At 58.2% G+C, this 20,179-nt stretch carries 17 protein-coding genes; 4 read left to right on the plus strand and 13 right to left on the minus strand.

Going from position 1 to position 20,179, the window contains the following annotated elements; genetic code table 11:
* The 12 genes from ACFFT4_RS10725 to larC2 form a co-directional block, all read right to left on the minus strand.
* Complete coding sequence (locus ACFFT4_RS10725; RefSeq protein ID WP_378047479.1) at positions 1 to 843, minus strand: glucosamine-6-phosphate deaminase; 843 nt, start codon at positions 841 to 843, stop codon at positions 1 to 3.
* A complete protein-coding gene (locus ACFFT4_RS10730; RefSeq protein WP_378047480.1) occupies positions 762 to 2,123 on the minus strand; it encodes a family 4 glycosyl hydrolase in 1,362 nt (453 codons plus the stop codon). The genes ACFFT4_RS10725 and ACFFT4_RS10730 overlap by 82 nt, the downstream gene beginning before the upstream one ends.
* Positions 2,124 to 2,397: 274 nt before the next feature.
* Positions 2,398 to 3,273: a dihydrodipicolinate synthase family protein gene (locus ACFFT4_RS10735; protein ID WP_378047482.1), complete on the minus strand. Its 876-nt coding sequence runs from the start codon at positions 3,271 to 3,273 to the stop codon at positions 2,398 to 2,400.
* Positions 3,274 to 3,288: 15 nt separating this feature from the next.
* Entirely contained in the window at positions 3,289 to 4,260 is a 972-nt protein-coding gene (locus tag ACFFT4_RS10740; RefSeq protein WP_378047484.1) for a bifunctional heptose 7-phosphate kinase/heptose 1-phosphate adenyltransferase, read from the minus strand.
* A 142-nt stretch (positions 4,261 to 4,402) separates the two neighbouring features.
* Entirely contained in the window at positions 4,403 to 5,041 is a 639-nt protein-coding gene (locus tag ACFFT4_RS10745) for a D-sedoheptulose-7-phosphate isomerase (protein ID WP_378047486.1), read from the minus strand.
* Positions 5,038 to 7,002, minus strand: coding sequence for a GSU2086 family protein (locus ACFFT4_RS10750; RefSeq protein ID WP_378047488.1), 1,965 nt, complete (start codon positions 7,000 to 7,002; stop codon positions 5,038 to 5,040). The genes ACFFT4_RS10745 and ACFFT4_RS10750 overlap by 4 nt, the downstream gene beginning before the upstream one ends.
* The gene (locus ACFFT4_RS10755) at positions 6,999 to 7,970 is read right to left on the minus strand and encodes a DUF4432 family protein (RefSeq protein WP_378047490.1); all 972 of its coding nucleotides are present in this window, start codon (positions 7,968 to 7,970) and stop codon (positions 6,999 to 7,001) included. Before ACFFT4_RS10755 ends, ACFFT4_RS10750 begins: the two co-directional genes overlap by 4 nt.
* Before the next feature lie 35 nt (positions 7,971 to 8,005).
* Positions 8,006 to 8,788 (minus strand): HAD family hydrolase, encoded by a 783-nt coding sequence (locus tag ACFFT4_RS10760; protein WP_378047491.1) that lies wholly within the window; start codon positions 8,786 to 8,788, stop codon positions 8,006 to 8,008.
* A gap of 11 nt (positions 8,789 to 8,799) precedes the next feature.
* Positions 8,800 to 11,925, minus strand: a complete 3,126-nt coding sequence (locus tag ACFFT4_RS10765; RefSeq protein WP_378047546.1) for an alpha-mannosidase — start codon at positions 11,923 to 11,925, stop codon at positions 8,800 to 8,802.
* A gap of 105 nt (positions 11,926 to 12,030) precedes the next feature.
* On the minus strand, positions 12,031 to 13,038 hold the full coding sequence (locus ACFFT4_RS10770; protein WP_378047493.1) for an ROK family protein: 1,008 nt from the start codon (positions 13,036 to 13,038) through the stop codon (positions 12,031 to 12,033).
* 44 nt (positions 13,039 to 13,082) lie between these two features.
* A complete protein-coding gene (locus ACFFT4_RS10775; RefSeq protein ID WP_378047495.1) occupies positions 13,083 to 14,093 on the minus strand; it encodes a HoxN/HupN/NixA family nickel/cobalt transporter in 1,011 nt (336 codons plus the stop codon).
* A gap of 40 nt (positions 14,094 to 14,133) precedes the next feature.
* Positions 14,134 to 14,607, minus strand: a complete 474-nt coding sequence (larC2, locus tag ACFFT4_RS10780; protein ID WP_378047497.1) for a nickel pincer cofactor biosynthesis protein LarC2 — start codon at positions 14,605 to 14,607, stop codon at positions 14,134 to 14,136.
* Between the two features lie 238 nt (positions 14,608 to 14,845).
* On the opposite strand from larC2, the gene larE reads away from it, so the two are divergent.
* The 3 genes from larE to larC are packed head-to-tail and all read left to right on the plus strand — an operon-like array spanning position 14,846 to position 17,094.
* Positions 14,846 to 15,616 carry an ATP-dependent sacrificial sulfur transferase LarE gene (gene larE / locus ACFFT4_RS10785; RefSeq protein ID WP_378047547.1) on the plus strand — a complete coding sequence of 257 codons (771 nt, stop codon included), beginning with the start codon at positions 14,846 to 14,848 and terminating at the stop codon, positions 15,614 to 15,616.
* A complete protein-coding gene (larB, locus tag ACFFT4_RS10790; RefSeq protein WP_378047499.1) occupies positions 15,613 to 16,311 on the plus strand; it encodes a nickel pincer cofactor biosynthesis protein LarB in 699 nt (232 codons plus the stop codon). Before larE ends, larB begins: the two co-directional genes overlap by 4 nt.
* 3 nt (positions 16,312 to 16,314) lie before the next feature.
* Positions 16,315 to 17,094: a nickel pincer cofactor biosynthesis protein LarC gene (gene larC, locus ACFFT4_RS10795; RefSeq protein WP_378047501.1), complete on the plus strand. Its 780-nt coding sequence runs from the start codon at positions 16,315 to 16,317 to the stop codon at positions 17,092 to 17,094.
* Positions 17,095 to 17,144: 50 nt separating this feature from the next.
* On the opposite strand, the gene ACFFT4_RS10800 is transcribed toward larC, so the two are convergent.
* A complete protein-coding gene (locus tag ACFFT4_RS10800; protein ID WP_378047503.1) occupies positions 17,145 to 19,106 on the minus strand; it encodes an AraC family transcriptional regulator in 1,962 nt (653 codons plus the stop codon).
* A gap of 159 nt (positions 19,107 to 19,265) precedes the next feature.
* Between ACFFT4_RS10800 and ACFFT4_RS10805 the strand changes: the two genes are divergently transcribed.
* Positions 19,266 to 20,132 (plus strand): helix-turn-helix transcriptional regulator, encoded by an 867-nt coding sequence (locus ACFFT4_RS10805; RefSeq protein ID WP_378047504.1) that lies wholly within the window; start codon positions 19,266 to 19,268, stop codon positions 20,130 to 20,132.
* Positions 20,133 to 20,179: the final 47 nt, after the last annotated feature.

The raw sequence follows: 20,179 nt of genomic DNA on the forward strand, positions 1-20,179 counted from the left end.
TTATAAACTTACGATTTGCGAGGCGGACTCTTCATCGAGATACATGAAGAAGCGATCGTGCGTTTTCAGTATTGTTGAAGGAACATGGGGAGAGACAACAGATTCCATAGTACGCTTCACCGCATTCGCCTTGGACAGATAAGGCACGCAAGAGATAATCGCTTTGCTTCGCATAATCTGCGGAACAGTCATTGAAATCGCCGTCTTCGGAACGTCCTCCCTATTCGGAAACCAGCCTTCCTTGAATTGCTGCTCCCTGCATACCTCATCCAAATGCACGACTTTAAAGGCCTCTTCCGTTGTAAAATCGGCCGGCGGATCATTAAAAGCAATATGCGCATTTTCGCCAATCCCTATTAAAGCCAAATCGATAGGACTCTTGCGGATTTCAATCGTCAATTGCTCCAGCGTCTTCCCGATATCGCCATTGCCTTCGACAAAATGCATTTGCTTCACCGAGACATAGCGCAGAAATCGTTCTTTCAAATATTTCTTGAAGCTGGCCGGGTGGTCCTCGGACATATTGATGTATTCGTCCAGGTGGAACACCTCCACCTTGCTCCAATCGATCTCCATCTTCACGAACGCTTTCAGAAATTCAAATTGCGACTTGCCTGTCGACAAAATGATTCTTGCATGTCCCTGATCCGCTATGCTTCGGTTCATGACTTCCGCCGCTTGCCGGGCCGCGGCAAGGCCCATCTCCTCCGCAGTCCGCGATATCGCAATGCTTATCATATCCGTTCCCTCTCTTCTTCTTTTTATAATGAAATGTACGGCCGGTTTGCCGCGAACAGCTCTTCGGCCAGCTCCTGAATCCGGCGAGTCGTAAGATGGCGGCATTGGGGATCATTAAGCAAGGCTTGGAGCAGCAGCTTCTTATCCCGCCGGACAGCCCCTTCGGTGAGCCACTTTTGATTCATCGCTTGCGGACGCATAAGCTCCAGCAATCGTTCCGGCACTTTGTCCACCACGACGGGCCGTATGCCCGAACCGTCGATCATGCCGTATGTTTCGACGCAGGCCCCCAACGGCAATCCGGGAATTTGACCGACATTCAAGGTGTTAACCACATCGGTCATCGCTTGGTTATGCAAAAAAGCATGTACCATATTGGAGCCCGTTTCTTCGCTTTTCTTCAGCTCTGCCGGCCAATTCTCCGGGTATTTGCTCACCAGCTCCGTCAGTCTTTTCGTGGCTCTCGGCGCGCCCAGCTTTCTTTCGGATACGGGCGTTCTATTCACGTTGTAGCCGCTGATGATCTCATAGTCGTAGCCTCTCGGATCGGTAACCGTTTCTCTTTGCACATCTCCCGACAGCGTGTAGGAGAGGAATTCGATGCTATGCCGATCTCCGGGATAAGGCATGTAACCATAGGTATCATAGAGCTCCGCGCACAGATCATATCTGGACGGCTGACCCTTGTCATCCAACGCCGGCAGCACATCGCGCAGCGAGCCCGTCCCCACCAGCTCCCTGAGCATCGTGTAACCGTCTTGGCGGCCTACCTTGAAATCCGTCATCCAGGTAAAATGATTCATGCCGGCAATCTGCAGCGAGATCGGGCTCCAGTCCTCCAGCTTGAATATCCGTTGAATCACATCCTTGAAGTCGAAATAAGAATGGCACAGACCGACCACCGGATTGCCGCACAACGAGCTAAGCGTCGCCGTCAAGGAGGACATTGGGTTTGTGTAATTCACAATGAACGCCTGCGGGCATATTTCTTCAAAATCGCGAGCGAATTCCTCGAATACCGGAATATTCCTCATCGATCTGGACCATCCGGACGGCCCTGCCGTATCTCCGACAGTCGAATAAATCCCATATTTCTCCGGAATTGCGATGTCGTATTCCATCGTCTTCAGGCCGCCCGTGGATATGGTAATGATGACGGCGTCGGCTCCTTCCAGAGCCTTCCTCCTATCGGAGTATGCCGTGAACTTATCTTGACGCCCGTAGTGCTTGGTCGCCGTTTCTCCCCATTCCTGGCACAGCCTCGCCACGGAAGGATCCAGATCCACCAGACGAATATCAAGCGGTTCTTCGAATACGGTCATTAAATCGACAGACAACTTTGGAGTCCAACCCAGACTTGAGCCGATTATGCAAATGTTATACACAGCTAAGCACCCCTTCTTAATTTCTGCAAAAGTTCGCGATTCCCCTAAATTATTTTAATGAATAAGATATAAGCGTTCGTTCAGAACTCAAATCCTACGAAAACCAACATCCCGACAAAAGATTATCCCTTTGTTTGTGCACCTTCTTCCTATGCTGCATCGCTTCAGATTAGGCTCTTATCTGTTTAACTTAATGATAAAGTAAATTGATTGAATTGTAAAGGTTTTTTTGAAGCGCTTACAGATGATTTTTCCGAATGGGCGCCCGCACTCTTCATCCCCCGGACGCCATCCAGGCTTCCAACGCTTGCCTCGTTTCCGGAGTCGCTTCCTTGTCCGAACGCGTATACGGATTCAGCGGAATTCCCTGCATCGCTGCAAGCTGCTTGCCCGTTGCGGGAAAGCCGCTGCCCAGAATCGCATCCAACGCGATCAGTCTCTCGAGCACGGCAGATGCCGCCGGGTCTCGCGCGGTACCAAGTCTCCACAATTCCAGAGCCAGGTCTGCCGCGGCCGTGGTTGTAATCGCCATAATGCCGCCGGCCCCCCGATGAATCGCTTCCAGCATAAGCGGCGTATTCGCCTGGTAGACGATGCTGCCCGGAGCGGCCTTGATTTTGGCTTCTATGCCTTCCAGCGTGCAGGTCGTATCTTTAATGCCGCGTATCCCGTGCTTGACGGCGAGCTCGCCGTAGACGCGGGAATCGATCAGGTGCGGCTTGACCATCGGGCACTCGTATAAGAAAACCGGAACCGGAGACAATTCGGCCATACGGGCGAAATAGTCCCCCAGCCGCTCCTGATCCCGTCCCAGCCCGTTCGGCGGAATGAGAACGACGCCGGACACGCCCGTCTGCGCCATGCGCAGCAATTCTTGCTCGTGCTCCGACGGGTCGCCTTCTACGTTCGCCGTAGCGAGCACCGGGACGTTCCCGGCTCTGCTTACGGCCCGTGCTGCCAACTTAAGCCGTTCCTCCATCGTCAGCTTCCCCATCTCGCTGCTGCCGCAGACGGCGAACAAGCCGTGCGGCTGCCGGGCGAGCTGCCAATCCACATAACGGTCGTACATCGGCCAATCGATCTCCCGATTGGCCAGAAACGGCGTTAACAGCAAGGCGAACACGCCGCGAAAGCTTTCGTCTCTCGTCATCCGACCGGCCTCCCTTTAATTTAGTTCATCGTAACGGCTCAAAATTTCCTCCGGCGTGGCGGAGCCCGCTCCGTCCAGCCGGCGAATCGACACGGCCGCGGCCAGATGTGCGAACTCGACGGCCTCTTCCCCTCTGCAGCCTATTCCCAAAGCCGAGATCAACGCCGCATTAAACGTATCCCCGGCGCCGGTAATATCGATCGGCGGAGCGACGGCTGTCGTCGGAATAAACGTGCACGATTGATTTTCGAACCATACCGCGCCTTTGTCCCCCAGCGTCATGCAGCAGGGCTTGCCCACATGCGCGGACAACTGCAGTCCCGCTCTTATCATATCGTGTTCGTTTTCTTGCAGATAGAGGATAGAATTTCCACTTAGGCTCCGTACGGCCTCCAGTTCGTTAGGCTTTACGATCATCCCGCGGAACGAGCCGATTCTGTTTCGGCTGTCGACGACGATCAATTTGCCTTGAGCGGACCAATATTGCAAGCGTTCGACAATCTCGGCGGTAATGACGCCGTTATCGACTTGATCGATGACGCTGATGACGTCCACGCGGGCGGCCATCCGATCCAGTTCCTGCACCAACCGCGCCGTCGCGGCTGTCGTCAGCTCCGTCCGATTGACGAAATCGATGCGTTTATCCTCCTGGCGCACTCCCTGCAGGCCGTGACGGATCGATTTGCAATACGTCGGGGTATAGCGGTGCTCCTCCGTCAGGGAACGCGAATAATCGATGCCGTGCTCACTGAACTTTTCCTTCAGCAGCGCACCGCGCCAATCGTTGCCGAATACGGTGCAGATCGAGACTTCCGCGCAATTCAACCGGCCGAAATTGACGGCCACGTTGCCGGCCGCTCCGGGTGAAGGTTCCTCGCGAATGATCGGCAGGTTATGGTGGGGCGTCTCCCGGGAAAGCTCGCTTATTCGCATGTCGGCATGCCAGTAGATATCCAGGCACGCGTCTCCGATGATACCGACCTTCAAAGCGGAAATCCGCTGTCCAATGCTTACGATTTGATCGCGCGTTAGCGACCCGGATTGTTGGGCTAAAGATGATAGACTATAGGGGGCATGAGTACCGATCATAATCGTCTCCTTCTATTTATTTTTTCATTAAAATAATGTCTCAGCCGAAAAATTCCTTCTCCAGCCACATGCATACGGCATGGTAGATCGGCAAGTGGCGTTCCTGAATATCCGGAGTGCTGTCCCGGGGAACCCTTACCGTCACATCGCAGATTTCCGCCATTCTTCCCCCGTCGCGACCCGTCAGACCAATCGTCGCAAGCCCTCTGACTTTCGCGGTTTGCAGCGCGCGAATAACGTTCGGGGAATTGCCGGACGTGCTGATTCCGATTAACGCGTCTCCCGGACGCCCATACCCGAACACTTGCTGCGCATAGACCATATCCGCCGCGACGTCATTCGCATAAGCGCTCGTCAATGCGACGGCGCTTGTCAGCGAGATCGCGGGGAGCGCTCCCTGCAGATGACCGGCAAGATAAGGACCGTCCTCCGGGAACATCGCGGCGAATTCTCCGCGTTCCTCGGACGATAAAGGCCGTTTGGACATAAACCCCTTCATAAGCTCGCCTACGATGTGATCGCTATCCGCCGCGCTTCCTCCGTTGCCGCATAGGAGAAGCTTGCCTCCCCCCCGATAGCAAGAGGAGACCGTTTCCAGCATCCGCTGTATGTCCGGCAAGCACGCGTCAAGCTCCGGATAACGATCAATAAGATGGCGAATGACGGAATCCTGATTCATATGAGTTTCCTCCATAGGGCGGGAATCGTCTCCTGATGCAGCCCTTCGAAATGATAGCCTTTGCCGCCCAGACTGGTCGGCCGGTGAATAATGTTTTTGCGCGGCCGATAATAGTAATCCCAATCCTCGTAACCGACCTTGCTATGATAATCCCCCAACCGAACGATATCGAAGTTGGCGGTAACGATCCGACGGACCGGGTGACCGAGGTTCCGGGAAATCGACAGCGCCTTGAGGAATACCTCCGGACCGGTAACGGTGGAACCGAAATTCAGGAAGGCTCCGCCGTTCAGCCTGGATACGGTATGCGCGTAAATATGGAAGTCCCGGCCGCTGGCGCCGCCCTGCGCGGCGAAATTCACCGCGGGATGCTGCTGCACGGCGTCCGTGCCGACCGTAATATGCACCGTGCAAGGAATCTCCGTCCGCAAGCAAGCGTAGAGCAGGCTGTCGTCCCGGTACGGAAAATGCTCCGGATTCCGCTCCATTGCCTTCATCAGGCTTTCGCCGTATCCCAGTCCGTTCCCGTATCCGTCCTCCAACGCGGCATGCAGACGATTTCCGGGCTCCTGCCACATGCCCAGTTTCCCTTGCGCCAACGAATCGGCATCCGCTTCCTCCGTATGCCCGAAGGCGGCCAGCTCGAAATCCTGGAAGGCTCCCGCTCCGTTTAACGCCAAGTGGCTAATGAAGCCTTGATGGATCAGATCGATCAGATACCGGTTCGCGCCGCTGCCGACGACGTTCCCTCCCAGGTTCACCAGAATGGCGTTCCCGTCCCGCCTCGCAGACTTCAGACCGGCGATCAATTCGGCGAAGGACGGGCTGTCCGCCTCCTTCCAGACGCGCGGCTCCGTCCGGTCCGGCTCAGGCGATTGCCCGACATGGAACCGGTCCTGCCGTTCCGTCACCGGATACAGCACCCGTTTCTTCCTATCCAGCTTCTTCTCGTACGATAAGGGGGCGAACGCAAGACCAAGCTCTTCCTTGCGCCGCAATACCCGATGAAACAGCTGCGGAATCGTCACCTGATGCAGACCGTGGAAGAGATGACCCTCGCCGCCGATTCCCTGCAATCTCTCGACCATATTGCGACGCGGCCGATAATAGTATTCCGGCTCCCGCTCGGAGGGGATCGAATCGTCCCGCGCCGGCACGATATCGAAATTCGCGGCGACGATGTCCTTCATCGGCAGCCCCGCGTTGCGGCACAGGCTGAGCGCTTTCAGGAAAATTTCCGGACCGGATATCGCCGAGCCGAAGTTCAGGAAGACACCGCCTTGCTCCAGACCGGCAATCGATTGGCAGATCGTATCGAAATCCCGGCCGCTCGTCGCGCCGAGCGCCTCGAAGTCGACGAGCGGATGCTGATGGATAATGTCCGTGCCGATGGAAATATGGCAGGTGTAAGGCACCCCGGCGAGCTGGCATTGGACGAAGACGCAATCCTCATAATGGGGAAACCGTTCCGGATTTCGCTCCAGGTAACGATACAGGCTCTCCCCGTATCCCTGGCCGGCGGCCATCCCCTGCTTGATCGCCTCGTTCATGTACTTTCCCGTTTCCTCCCACATGCCGAAGGAACCGTCTTCGATCGCCGCGGCCACGTTCTCCGACGTCTCGCCGAGGAAAGCCAATTCGAAATCGTGAATGCTCGTCGCGCCGTTGCCGGATACGTGCGTGAGAATGCCGTGTCTGACCATCTCGATAATATATCGCGACATGCCGTTCTTGATGACGTGGGCTCCCATCGACCACACGACGGGTTTCCCGGCGGCGCGCGTCCGCACGATTCGCTCGACCAAGGCGGCGAAAGCCCGCTCGGACGAGGACGTCTTCGGCCAGGGCTCCGGTTGGTCGTCGTACGGACGAGCCATGTTCTTGATCGTGACCAAATTCGTGCGCGTATGCACGGAGTTCGTCTTGATTCGTTCAAAAGAAAGACGAGTCGGGCGGATCATTGCGAGACCCCCTCCTTGACTTCGAATTCCAGCCAAGAGCTCAGGCTGCCGAACGGCTCCAGCCGAATCGCCCGGCCGCTTGCCGCCGCTTCCGCCAGCGTCAGCTTCGGCGGCACGTTGAACATTTCCAGCCCCATGTTGTATTCGCAAGCGAAGAACGGAGCATCCTCGTCCGCGGCGTAATTTTGCCAATACCAGACGTAAGGCCATACTTGATGATCCCAGCTCACTTCCAGACCCAGGTTCCGTTCCGGACTGTCGATCCGATACCTTCCGTCCGTCGTCCGAACGGCCAACAGATCTCGCCGCGTGCCGGCCTCCGGCAAGCGGGACAAATCTACGGCGGCTCCGTCCTGCTCCGCCAGCGGCCACTCCCATCGCTTGCCCGAGACCGGATGCTGAACGACGGCTCCGGGCGAGAAACGGACGCGCGCACCCTCGCTCAGGAACGGCGCGCCGTACGCCAGATGATGCCCCCAGTTCGTCTCCATGCTTACGGGCGCTTCGTTCTTCACCGTCTGGGCGATGCGAACCTTCGCCGCTCCGCTCTTGAGAATCATATCCTTCTCGATAAACAGCGGCAGCGAGCGCAGGCGGCAGGTCAGGCGGATATGAACCTCTTCCGGATCGTCGCGGACGATGTACAGCTTCCAAGGATTAATCGCCGTCTCCCCGCGATGGACAACGGAGCCGCGATACGTATGAGTATGGCTCACTTCCGGCATCATCTCCTGCCAACCGCCGGGATAAGACATTTGATAATCCGGATACAAGGCGCTGGGAGGCTGCAGCCCCATGCGCGTGTGCCAGATGAAATCCGTATCGGACGGCTTGTGCAGCCAGCGGGCCGGCTCGCCTCCGCGATCGAGCAGAAGCAAAATCTGAATTTTCTCGTTCTCCAGCAGCACCGCGCGATATTGCCGATAGACGAGCTCATCGACGATTCGACACCCGCTGTTTCGGCTCATGCGATTCGCCCCCTTTCCGTTCAGCGGTTATTCCTCTACAAACCCATTGCGCTTAACCATTGCTCCGGCTTCCGAAAATCGCCCGCAATCCAATCGGCGCCTGCTTTCTCCAGCCGGGCCCGCTTCCGCGCATCGATGCCTTCCCGGTTGCGCTCGTCGCTCGCCAATCCGAGGGCGAGCGAGCCTCGCCGCTTGGCCAGGCCGATCTCCACTTTGCCGTCGCCGACGACGGCCAGCTGCCGCCCGGACAAGCCCTGGTTTTCCATCAGATCGAAGATGACCTTCTCCTTCGAGCATTCCGCCTTGCCGACCGGCGCTCCGACGATCCGCTTGAAATAGCCGGCGACGCCCAGCACCTCCGCTTCCCTTACGACGTCGGGATGATCGGTGCCGCTCGCCACGTACATCTCGATTCCGCGATCCCGCAGCAGATTAAGAAACTCGACCGAGCCCTTCATCAGGAAATCCTCCGCTTGCAGCCGGCCTTGCTCCAATAGCTCGACCTTCCGCTTCACCCGCAGCAGCAGCCGCCGGTTATACTCCGCCTTGTACTCCCATTCGTCGAGAACTTGGGGATTCCAGCCTTTACGGCGCACTTCCTCCGCCAGCCAGCGCATTTGATAGACCGTCTGGATGCCTGTCGATTCGTCGATATAATCGCCGATCTCTTGATCCAGAGCGCTCTCCTCCTCTTGCGTCAGTTCGGCGTTTCCCTTGATGACTTCCTTCATATACGGCGCCATTACCTCTTCCCAACCCGCCCGGAGAGTGGATAACGTTCCGTCGAAATCGAACAGCACCGTCGTCAACGCGGCCATCGTCCTCCTCCTCAATTCGTTATTTTCATGCGGATACGGAAGGTTTTCAGCTCGTACGGCTTGAAATAAGCGGTAAAACGGTCGCTTTGCCCGTCCATCGCCTGAGCTTCCCGCTCCATCAGATCGACTTCCTCGACGCTCTCCATCGCGAACGCGCTGCTGAATTCCGCCCGTCCTCTTTTGCCGCCGTACTCGTAGCACCGCACGATCCAGTCGTCCGAATCCTCCGCCCGCTTGATCGCATCGACCGCCACGTGTCCGCTGTCGCAGCCGAAGAAGCTGAGCTCGCGCGGAAGTGCCGGAGACGCTCCGCCGCCCGCCGCGACCCGCACGGGAACGATCGGCGTATTGAGCCGCTGCGCCTGCGTCTGGGTACCGGCCGCAAACCAGTCGCCGGCATGCGGAAGCAGCGAGTACGTAAACGCATGCTCTCCGATATCGGCCGCCGCGTCGGGGCTGATCGCCGATTTGATGAGCGTCAGGCGCATCGTGCGTTCAACCACGTCGTGACCGTACTTGCAATCGTTCAGCAGGCTCACGCCGTAGTCCCGCTCCGACAGATCGATCCAGCGCTGCGCGCAAGTCTCGAAGCGGGCATAATCCCAGCTCGTATTCCAATGCGTCGGACGCTGCACGTTCCCGTACTGAATCTCGTAGGTGGCCGAGGTCGAGCGAATGTTGACCGGAAAAGCGACCTTGAGCAATTGCTGCGGCTCATGCCAGGATACCTCCGTCACGAAGTCGATGCGCGAATCGTTCGCGTAGAGGATCAGATTCTGACGGATTTCCGATTGGCCGTACGTCCACACGAACCGAATGACGGCGCGCAGTTCTCCGCATTCCGCCACCTCGACCGATTTCAGGCCATCGATCTGCCGGGACTTCTCGTAGTAGAAAATATCGATATCCCACGCATCGTGATCCGCCGGCTTATCTTCGTGCACGTCCAGCCGGTTGCCGACTTCTCCGGCGGCGAGAACCTCGCGGTCGTTGATCTTGTCGTAAATCCGCGTCAACTGTCCGGCGGCATTCCATTCCAGCTCGTAGAACGGCGTGGATGCCCCCGATTCCGTGGCCGCGATCGGCGCTTTCGCACGTTCCCCGGCGCTTCCCTCCCGAAGCTCCGCCGAAGAGAGGAAAGCGTATCCCAGCGCCGGCACTCGGACTTCGATGAGCGAGCCGGAATCTTTCCCGCCGATCTCAACGACTTCTTCCCTGGCCCAAGGAAGGGAATTGAAGAACAGATAGCCCTCTTGCCCCTCCGTATCCACCGAACGGGCCAAGCCCTCCAGACCGTCCGCCAACGGTCCCGCGGCAAGCCGCTCCGCTTCCGCGTACTCGACGCGGCAATCCTCGTACACCTCGGCGATCGACGAGCCCGGCAGAATATCGTGGAATTGATTGCGCAGCACGATTTTCCAGCTGTCGTACAACGAGGCTTGCGGATAATGGGCAAATCCCGCTATCGTCCCGTAGAACGTCGACGCCATTTCCGCATTGCGCAGCAGATTTTCCATATAGCGATTCATTTTTTTGTTGTAAGCCTGAGAGGTATAGGTCCCCCGGTGCAGCTCCAGATACAGCTCGCCATCCCAACGATGCACGTAACGATCGGTGGCTTCGACCTTCTCCTCCAAGCGGTTGAAAAATTCGTCCGCTCTCCCGGTAACGACCTTGGGCAGCCCCGGCATATGCTCCAGACGTCTTCTCATCTCCAGCATCGTCCGCGTCGGACCGCCTCCGCCGTCTCCGTAGCCGTACGAGAGCAGCAGCTCGTCGTTGATTTCCTTGTCGCGGTAATCCCTCCAGATTCCCGCGGCCGTCTGCGGCAGCACATGCCCGTTGTACGTATAGAACTTCAATACGCTGTCCGGGCTGCGGAACGGGTCCGGCGTCGTAATGTAATGCGTCAGAATCTCCGTGCCGTCGATTCCCGACCAGCGGAACGTATCGTGAGGAAAACGGTTGTAGACGTTCCAACTGATCTTCGTGGTCATGAAGTAGCGCAAGCCGGCTTTCTTGAGAATTTGCGGCAGGGCCCAGCTGTAGCCGAATACGTCGGGAAGCCACAAATATTCGCAGCGGGCGCCGAATTTCCGCTCGTAATAGCGCTGACCGTAGACGAGCTGCCGAACCAACGACTCTCCCGAAGGAATGTTGCAATCCGATTCCAGCCACATCGCCCCGCCGGCTTCCCAGCGGCCCTCCCGGACGCGCTCTTCGATCTGCCGATAGATGTCCGGATAGTCTTGCTCCAAATAATCGTAGAGCTGCGGCTGCGTCTGCAAAAAGATATATTCCGGAAATTGTTCCATGAAACGAAGAACGCTAGAAAAGGAACGCGCCGACTTCTCCCTCGTATGCTTCAGTCTCCAGAGCCAGGCGACGTCGATATGCGTGTGTCCGATGCACCTGACGGTGACTTCGTTCGTCTTCGGAATATCGGCCAGGTCTTCGTGCAGCCTGCGGTTGGCCTCGCCTACGCTGGCGTAGAAATCCTCGCTGCCCGGGCGGCGCCAGTCGACGAGCAGGAACGCCCGATCGAGCGCCTGCAGCAGCCGGCCGTATTCGTATCCGTTGCCGTCCACGACCTGGAGCGTATGCCAGACCGCCAGCGCCGTGTAATACAAATCGTCCGCATCGGCGTCGAGCACCGCCAGCGAAGCGTGCTTGATCTCGTGCTCCAGATCGCTGCGGATGCCGGTATTGCCGTTCAGGCCCGACCATACTTTGAACAGCAGCTCCAGCCTCTGTCCGACCCGCTCCTCCGGCAGGAATACTTCCTTATGGTTGCTGCCTACCCCCTGATACGGCTTCTTGTCGAGAAAAAGCAGCGACTCGAACCCGGAATTGTGCCCGCTGCCCGTCTTCCCGAAGTCGAACAGGCCGAGCACCTTCAAGCCGCGCCATTCCTCGGGGATAGCGACCTCCGCCCTCATCCACGCGGTGACATCCCGGCCCTTCCAACGGTCTCCCAGGGCGATGGAGTCCCATTCGACGCTCTCCGGCGGCATGTCGCCCACGACGGCTTCCCGATCGATCCAGAAATCGAACCGGGGGATCGGCAAGCGATGTTTATACCTGTAATCGTCCAATTCCGCAATCCGCCGTTCCAGCTTCTTCACTGTCAGCATCATCGGATTTAAGCTGCTCAAGTGTATTCCTCCCGTCGGCTCTCGATATAACTTAATGATTAAGATAAATTGATTATAGCAAAGCGTTCCGGCAATGTAAACGTTATTTTATCGAATCGGACATGCGAAGGAAGCCGTCAGCGGCTTCCCCGCCGAAGTATATTGCGCTACCGATAGACTGGCGTAATCCCCGATCTGCTCGCCGAAGAAAGCGGGAACGATTCGGCACGCGGCCCAGGAGCGCGGATGCGCCTCCGCCTTCAGCTTGGCCAGCGCGTAAGGTTCGAGCAGCGTCTGCTGCCTGCCGTAGATGCTGCCGATTACGATAAGCTGCGGGTTGAGCAGGTCGACGAGCAGGGCCAGTCCCGCGCCCAGCATCTCTCCCGTCTGCCGCATAACGGCCAGCGCCAGCTCGTCGCCGTGTCGGGCGGCTTCGCCCACCGTGCGGGCGTCAAGCGAGGCCAATCGGTCCAAGCTTGAACAAAGCGGCGGCCGCTCTCCTCTTTGCAGTCGCTTTAACGCTTCCAATTGCGCAAGATGGGCCATTCCGCCCCCGCTGCAGAACCCCTCGAACGAACCCGTCTTGCCGTAGCCGCCCGGCCCTTGCTCTGCCACTCGCACGTGACCGATTTCGCCGGCCATGTCGTTGGCGCCCGAGTACAGCCTTCCGTCGAAAATCAGACCTGCTCCCATTCCGGTCCCGAAGGTCAGGAAAATCATATTGTCCAGGCCTTGCCCTGCCCCCCATTGCCATTCGGCAAGCGCGCAGGCGTTGGCATCGTTCTGCAGCGCGGCGGGAACGCCGTAGCGCTTGCGGAAGGGCGTTACGACATCGACTTCCTGCCAGCCCGGCAGATTGGGCGGGGACAGCACAACTCCCCTCCGGCTGTCGAGCGGGCCGCCGCAGCTGATGCCGATGCCCGCCAACGAAGCCGCAGAGGACTGCTCCGCCAGCAGTTCATCAAGCGCGCCGCTCAGGCAGCGTATCGTTTCCTCCGGCGCAGAGGGCGTCGGAAACTTCCGTTTTGCCCGCAATTCCACGCCTCCGTCGACCGCGTTCCCCAAGCTTACCGCGCATTTCGTGCCTCCAATATCCACTCCCGCGAGCAGTTTCATTCGTCTCCCTCCTTGCCTGCCGCCATTCGGCCGCAGCGTTCGCTTTACGTCACCGCGGCGTCCGCTCTTTTCCTCCGCCACACCAGATAAGAGACCAGCCATGCGGCAAGGAAGAGAACGACCAGCCCGTACCCGGTCGCGCCGAAATCCAGGCTCCGCACCCAGGACCCGAACCGGCTGCCCCAGCTTTGCTTCTCGGCGACGAGCTGCGCCAGCGTCACTGCGCCGATCAGTACGGCGGCAATGACCGCAATCGCGGTTACGGACAGATTGTAGATCATCTTCCGCATCGGCATCGCCGAAGACCAGCTGTACGCCTTCGTCATCAGGATGCCGTTCGCCGTATCCATCAAGGTCATCCCGGCGGCGAACAAAAGAGGAAACGAGAGAATTCCGACAAGCGGAACCGAATTCTGGGCCGCGCCGGCCGAGATCGCCAGAAGCGTAATTTCGCTGGCTGTATCGAAGCCCAATCCGAACAGAAAACCGAGCGGGTAAATGTGCCAGCTCCTGCCGACAAATCTGAAGAGCGGGCGCGTAAGGCGCGATAACAGTCCTCTCGATTCCAGCAGCTTGTCCAGCTCGCTCTGATCGGTCGCTCCGGTTCGGAATTGCCGATAAGCTTTGACCAGATTCACGAGAATAACAAAATTAATGACGCCTACCGTGAGCAGAAACACCCCCGAGACGGACGCGCCGATGACGCCGCCGATTTCCTCGAATTGCGGCAGCCTGCTTTGCGCCCATTTCACCGAGAACGCCGTTGCGACCGCCATGAGAAAAACAACGGTGGAATGTCCGAGCGAGAAGTAAAGTCCGACGCCGAGCGGATTGCGGTTTTGTTGGACGAGCTTTCTTACCGTATTGTCGATAGCGGCGATGTGATCCGCGTCGAAGGCATGCCTGAGCCCCAGCGTATAAGCGAGCAAGCCGACTCCCCAGATCGCGGGATGATCGCGCGCTATGACGAGCATTAATCCGATACCCAGAACGTGCAGCAAAGCGACGGGGATGCCGTATCTTCCCCAGCCTTGAATCCGATTCTCTTTATTCATCCGCTACCACTCCTCTTCCGGCAATAAGTTTTGCGCTTGCTTACGAGATGGACATATACCCGACCCTCGCCAATTCGTACACCTCTTTGATCGGGACCCTGTGGGCTTTCGCCGCCGCCTCGCAATCCGCGAACTCCGGCGCGAACTGCACCACTTTGCCGTCATGCACGCCTACCTTAACCCGAATCGGTCCCCATGGCGTCGTCACCTCCTCCCAATGCCGCTCCAGCCGTTTGCATTCCGTCCGAATGTAGCGTACGCCCAGCGTCGTCGTTTCTTCGAAGACGATTCTCTCGATTTCCGTCAGCCGTTTCGTGTTGGTCAATACGTTCAGCAGAAAGCCGGGACGCCCTTTTTTCATTAAAATGGGAATCCAGAACACGTCGTGCGCGCCTGCCTCCAGCAGCCTCTCTCCGACATAGGGACAGAACTCCGGATTCATGTCGTCGATATTCGTCTGCAGCAGCACCATATCGCTTTCCTTATGCTCGCGCTTATGCTCCGAAAAGCTCATTCCGCCCAGCCCCTTTCAGTTTCTTAATGATTAAGATATTTACTTATCCCGCAATCTCATTTATAATTCAATCACATTATAGGTCGCCGGGGAATCGAGGTCAAACATTTTCTTAATGATTGACTAAATCCGGAATAACGGCGATCGACGGTCATCCAAAGGAGGTTTCATCTTGAACGATCCCGCCCTTCTATCCCTTGATGCCAAAGACAGACTGCTGGGAGAATTGCTCCGCTCGATGGGGGGAGTCCTCGTCGCTTTTTCCGGCGGCGTGGACAGCACCTTCCTGCTCAAGCGTGCCAAGCAAGAGTTGGGAAGCGGCGCCACGGCCGTGACCGCCGCTTCGGAAACGTTCCCTACGCGCGAGTTCGACGCGGCCGTCAAGCTCGCGGCCGAGATCGGCGTCGAGCATCTGCTGACGGAAATTTCCGAGCTCGACAATCAGAGCTTCGTCGCCAACAATCCCGATCGTTGCTACCATTGCAAAAAAGGCCTCTACGCCCATCTGAAAAGAATCGCGCAAGAGCAAAAGCTCCCTTACGTTCTGGACGGCACGAACGTGGACGATCTGGGCGATTATCGTCCGGGACTTGCCGCCAAGACCGAAGAGGGCGTGCGCAGTCCGCTTCTCGAAGCCGGGATGACCAAGGACGACATCCGGACGTTGTCCAAAGCGCTCGGCTTGACGACCTGGAATAAGCCGTCGTTCGCCTGCCTGTCTTCGCGCATTCCCTATGGTACGCCGATCGAGCGCCGGAAGATCGACCAGCTCGACCAGGCGGAGCAATTTCTGCTCGATCTCGGATTCTATCAGGTTCGGGTCCGGCATCACGAGGAGATCGCGCGCCTTGAACTGCTTCCGCAGGATATGGGCAAAGCGGTCATGCACCACGAAGCGATCAGCGAGAAATTGCAGCAGTTGGGCTTTCGTTACGTAACGCTTGACTTGAAGGGCTACCGTACCGGCAGCATGAACGAGGCTCTCTCGCGAGAAGGTGCGCTCCAATGACCGCCGCACCGCACGATGGGCAGCTCGATACCGGCTTTGCCGTATTGGATACGGCGCGGGAGCAACGAATCGGATTTCCGGAGGTCATCTACGGGGAAGGAAAATCGGCGGAACAGCTCGTCCTCATCGCGCAGCGGATGAAGGAGCGTTCGGATAAGCTGCTCGTCACCCGAGTCGATGCCGACAAGGCGGCGGCCGTCGTCGCGCAAGCGCCGGAATTGAGCTATCATCCGGACGCCCAAGCGCTGACCGGCTTCGGTCAAGCGCTGCCGCCCGTCGTCAGGGAAGGCTACGTCGCCGTCGTGTGCGCAGGCACGTCCGATATGCGGATCGCGCAAGAAGCCGCGCTGACTCTCGAGATGATGGGCAGCCGTGTCGAACGCATTCACGACGTGGGCGTCGCCGGAATCCATCGGCTGTTCGCCCGATTGGACGTCATTCGGGGCGCGGACGTCGTCATCGCCATTGCCGGAATGGAGGGTGCTTTGCCCAGCGTGCTGGGAGGGTTGATCGCCAAGCCGCTGATCGCCGTTCCGACCAGCGTCGGTTACGGAACCGGGCTGAACGGCCTGATCGCCTTGGGCGCGATGTTAAACTCCTGCGCTCCGGGCGTAACCGTCGTTAATATCGACAACGGATTCGGTGCCGCCTATGCGGCGTCCAACATACACAAATCGATTCGATCGGAGAGATAACGGATGAAAATCGTTTACTTGGACTGCATCTGCGGCATCAGCGGGGATATGACGCTGGCCGCCTTGGCCGACGCCGGAGCGGACAGAGCTTATATCGAGCATGAGCTTGCCAAACTGCCGGTCGAACCGTATGCGATAGAATGGAAGAACGTCAACAAAAAAGGCATAACGGCGCTTAAGGTCGATGTCGTCCCCGATGCAGAGCATGCGCATCCCCACCACCGTCATTACAGCGATATCGTGCGAATGATCCAGGATGCCGGATTGCCCGAACGGGCCGCGCAGCGAAGTCTGGCCATTTTCGAGAAGATCGGACAAGCGGAAGCGAAAATTCACGGCATCCCTCTGGAACGCGTTCACTTCCATGAGGTCGGCGCCGTCGATTCGATCGTCGATACCGTCGGCGTCGCGCTCGCCCTCGAATCGCTTGAAGTCGACGAGATCGTCTGCTCCCCCGTGCCGCTCGGTTACGGAACGGTCGTCTGCGCGCATGGCGTCTATCCCGTTCCGGCCCCCGCGACACTGGAAATGATGAAGGGCTTGCCAACGGCCTACGTGCCCATCGGCAAGGAGTTGACGACGCCTACAGGCGCCGGCATCGTCAGCGGTCTGGCGAAAAGCTTCGACGTCGCGCTTCCCGCCATGAACATGGAGGCGGTCGGTTACGGAGCCGGAACCCGCGATCTGCCCGAACGCCCCAATGTCCTGCGCGTTGTCATCGGTCGCATGACGGAAGCTCTTCCGCACGACCGCCAACATCACCATCACCATCATCATCAATAAGTTTCATAGCGCGAGAACGGCGTTCGCCTCTATGCAGCCTGTCGGTAAAATTACTTCCCGGCCGTCTCGACGAGCCAGTTCGCCAGCTTCTCGATTTGTCCGTATACGGCGATCGGGTCGCGGTACCAGGATTCGTTCTCCGTCCACAGGAGGACGCGATTGTCGCGAATCGGCGGCAGCTTGCCCCAGATCGGGTCGGCCTGGAGCTGCTCCAGCGACCTTTCCGTCGTCAGGACCAGGTAGTCCCCCATATATTCGGACAGATTCTCCAGCGAGAATTCGTAGTAGGATTCCTCCAGCATGTGAGCGGGAATCGCCGCCGGCGGCTTCGTCTCGAACATCTCGTACATGATCCGGCCGCCGCGCCCGGATTTCGACCCGAACAGGAACACCGTTCCGTCGTATTCCTGCATGATCGATACCGTTTGTCCCGGCTTTAGCGCGGTCTGAACCTGATCGCGCAGCTCCTTGATCCGTTTCTCGAACTCCTCGATCCACTGCTCGGCTTCCTGCTGCCGATCCAGAATCTCTCCGAAGTAGCGCATCTCCTCCTGAATGGATGCGAAGGCGTTGTACGGAACGGATACCGTCGGAGCGATCCGCTTGTACTGATCGATCGCTTCCTGGTTCGGGTTGTGCGTGATAATAAGATCGGGCTCCGTGGCGAGCAGCTTCTCCAGCGAATCTCCCACATCCTCTATGTCGTCCAGCATCCCCTTCAGATAAGGGCTGGACATCAGGAACGTCTCCCCGGCGACCGGCTGCGTCCCCAGCGCCAGCACCGTGCCCAGATAGGAGATCGCCGCCACGCGCTGCGGATGCCTCGGCACCTCCACCTCGCCGAACGCGGTCGATACGGTTCGAGTCGCCGGCTCCGTCTCGGCGCTCCCCGAAGCCGAGGCCTCCGGGCTCGCCGCATTCGCCGCGCTTCCGGCCGGCTTCTCCCCGCCCGCTGCCTCGGAGCCGGCCGTTCCGTTCGCGCCCGCTCCGCAAGCGGATAAAATCATCGTCAAACCAAGCAGTACAACGGCAGATAATTTCCTGGTGTGATTCGTCATGCGATACGCCCCATCCTGTAAGTATTGAGAATGAATATCATTACCATTCACATCATACCTTGCAGGAAGCGGCAGAACAACGGACGGATTTGTCCAATTCATTGTATTTTTCGAAACGATCGTCCGCGCAAATTGCTTGCGATACTGCCCCGGAGTCAGGCCGACGGTCTTCTTGAACAGGCGATTAAAGTACATCAGGTCGGCATAGCCGACATGGGCGGAGATCTCCTGCAGAGACGCTTCGGACGTCTGCAGCAGCTCGCGCGCCCGGTCCATGCGCAGTCCGATCACATAATCCATCGGACTGCGTCCCGTCTGTTCCTTGAATTTTCGCGACACGTACTGGGGACTGTAGTTCAACTGCCGCGCGAGCCGGTCGAGCGAAATCGTTCGCCGATAGTGCCGGGCCAAATGGCGAACCACCTGCTCGGCCAGGGAAGGAGAGTCGGCGCCGTCGGCCCGCTCCCGCTGGCTCAGGACGGCATGAACGAAGCGGATAAAATCTCCCCGGACCTGCAGACGCCTCAGCCCGTCGTCTCCCCGAGCCCATGCGCCGAGCATCGAGTCGATCAGCTCCAGCAGCTCCAGCGGCTCCGCCGGTACGATCGCCCAGCTCTGCTCGAACGGATCGGACGTTTGCAGCATCATATGAAATTCCCGCAGCGCGGAGGCGGGCAAAGCCGTTTTGTATAAAATCAAATAGACGTCGAGGGGGCCGTCGGCTCTGACCGTTATCCGCCGCCCCTTGCCCGCGTGCAGCAGCCGGTAACGCTCGGACAGCCATACCTCGTCGTCCATCCGCAGCTCCCCTTGCCCGTGCGCCGCAAGCAGGAACGCGCTGGACGGCAGCGCATAGCCGTTAAGCTCGTCCCCTCGCCCGATGCGCTTCAGCCGCACGTCAAGCACCCGAACGAGCACCTGATTCCAGAGTTGGATTTGTTCGTGTATGTTCATAATAAGATCAGATTAACGCTCCCGCCCGCAGGTGACAAGGCGAACCCTTGATCGCTTCCCTCTCCGTCGGTTCGGGAGCGGTTTTAGCGCAGCGACGCCTTCCCTCGCGATGCTTCCCCGCAAATTTTGCTATAATGAGACCAGAGGTGATCAGGACCGATGAATCTTTCGCAGCTTCCCCCTTCGCTCAAATACGAACCTCCGGGGACGCCGATCCGGGTCGAGTTCGACCGCAGAATCGGACATTATTCCATGGACGGCAATCACTACCACAGCGCCTGCGAAATTTATTACCTGTTCTCGGGGGAACGCAATTACTTCATTAGGGATCGCTCGTATACGGTGCGCCCGGGCGATCTCGTGCCGATTGGAGCGAACGAGGTCCATAAAACGTCGGACGTCGGGGTTCCCAACCATGAGCGAATCGTTATTTATTACGAACAGACATTTTTCGAAGCGCTGGACGCCGAAGAAGCCCGCCTGCTGCAGACGCCCTTTAATCTGGAGTACGCCGTGCGCAGCCTGAATCTCCAGGAAAAAGCCCACGTCGAGACGCTTCTGCACTCCCTGCTCGGCGAGCTGGCGGACACTCCGCCCGGCTACGGCATGCATATCCGCCATATGGCGGCGGAGCTGCTGCTGTTCGCCGCGCGGCATGCGCGCAAGCAAGATTCGCCGCCGCCCTGCGAGCCTACTCCCGTACAGCGGAAAATAACGGAGATCGTCCGCCATATCAACTCCAGCTATGCGGAGCCTCTGGACCTGGACGGCCTGTCGAAGCGCTTCTATATCAGCAGCAGCCATTTAAGCCGGATGTTCAAGGAGGAGACGGGCTTCAAATTTACCGAGTACGTTAATCTGACCCGGATCAAGGAGGCCCGATTGCTGCTGCGGGACACGAATCTGGGCGTGACCGCGGTTTCGGAGCGGACGGGCTTCGACAACTTTTCCCATTTCGGCAAGGTTTTCAAAAAAATGACCGGCATGTCTCCGCGGCAGTACCGGTCGGTGTATCGAAGCGATTAGCGGTCGGGTCTCTTTCCTGCGGCTTTTTACAGAATCCGAACAATGGA

The organism is Cohnella cellulosilytica (assembly GCF_042431195.1).
Lineage (GTDB): Bacteria > Bacillota > Bacilli > Paenibacillales > Paenibacillaceae > Cohnella > Cohnella cellulosilytica.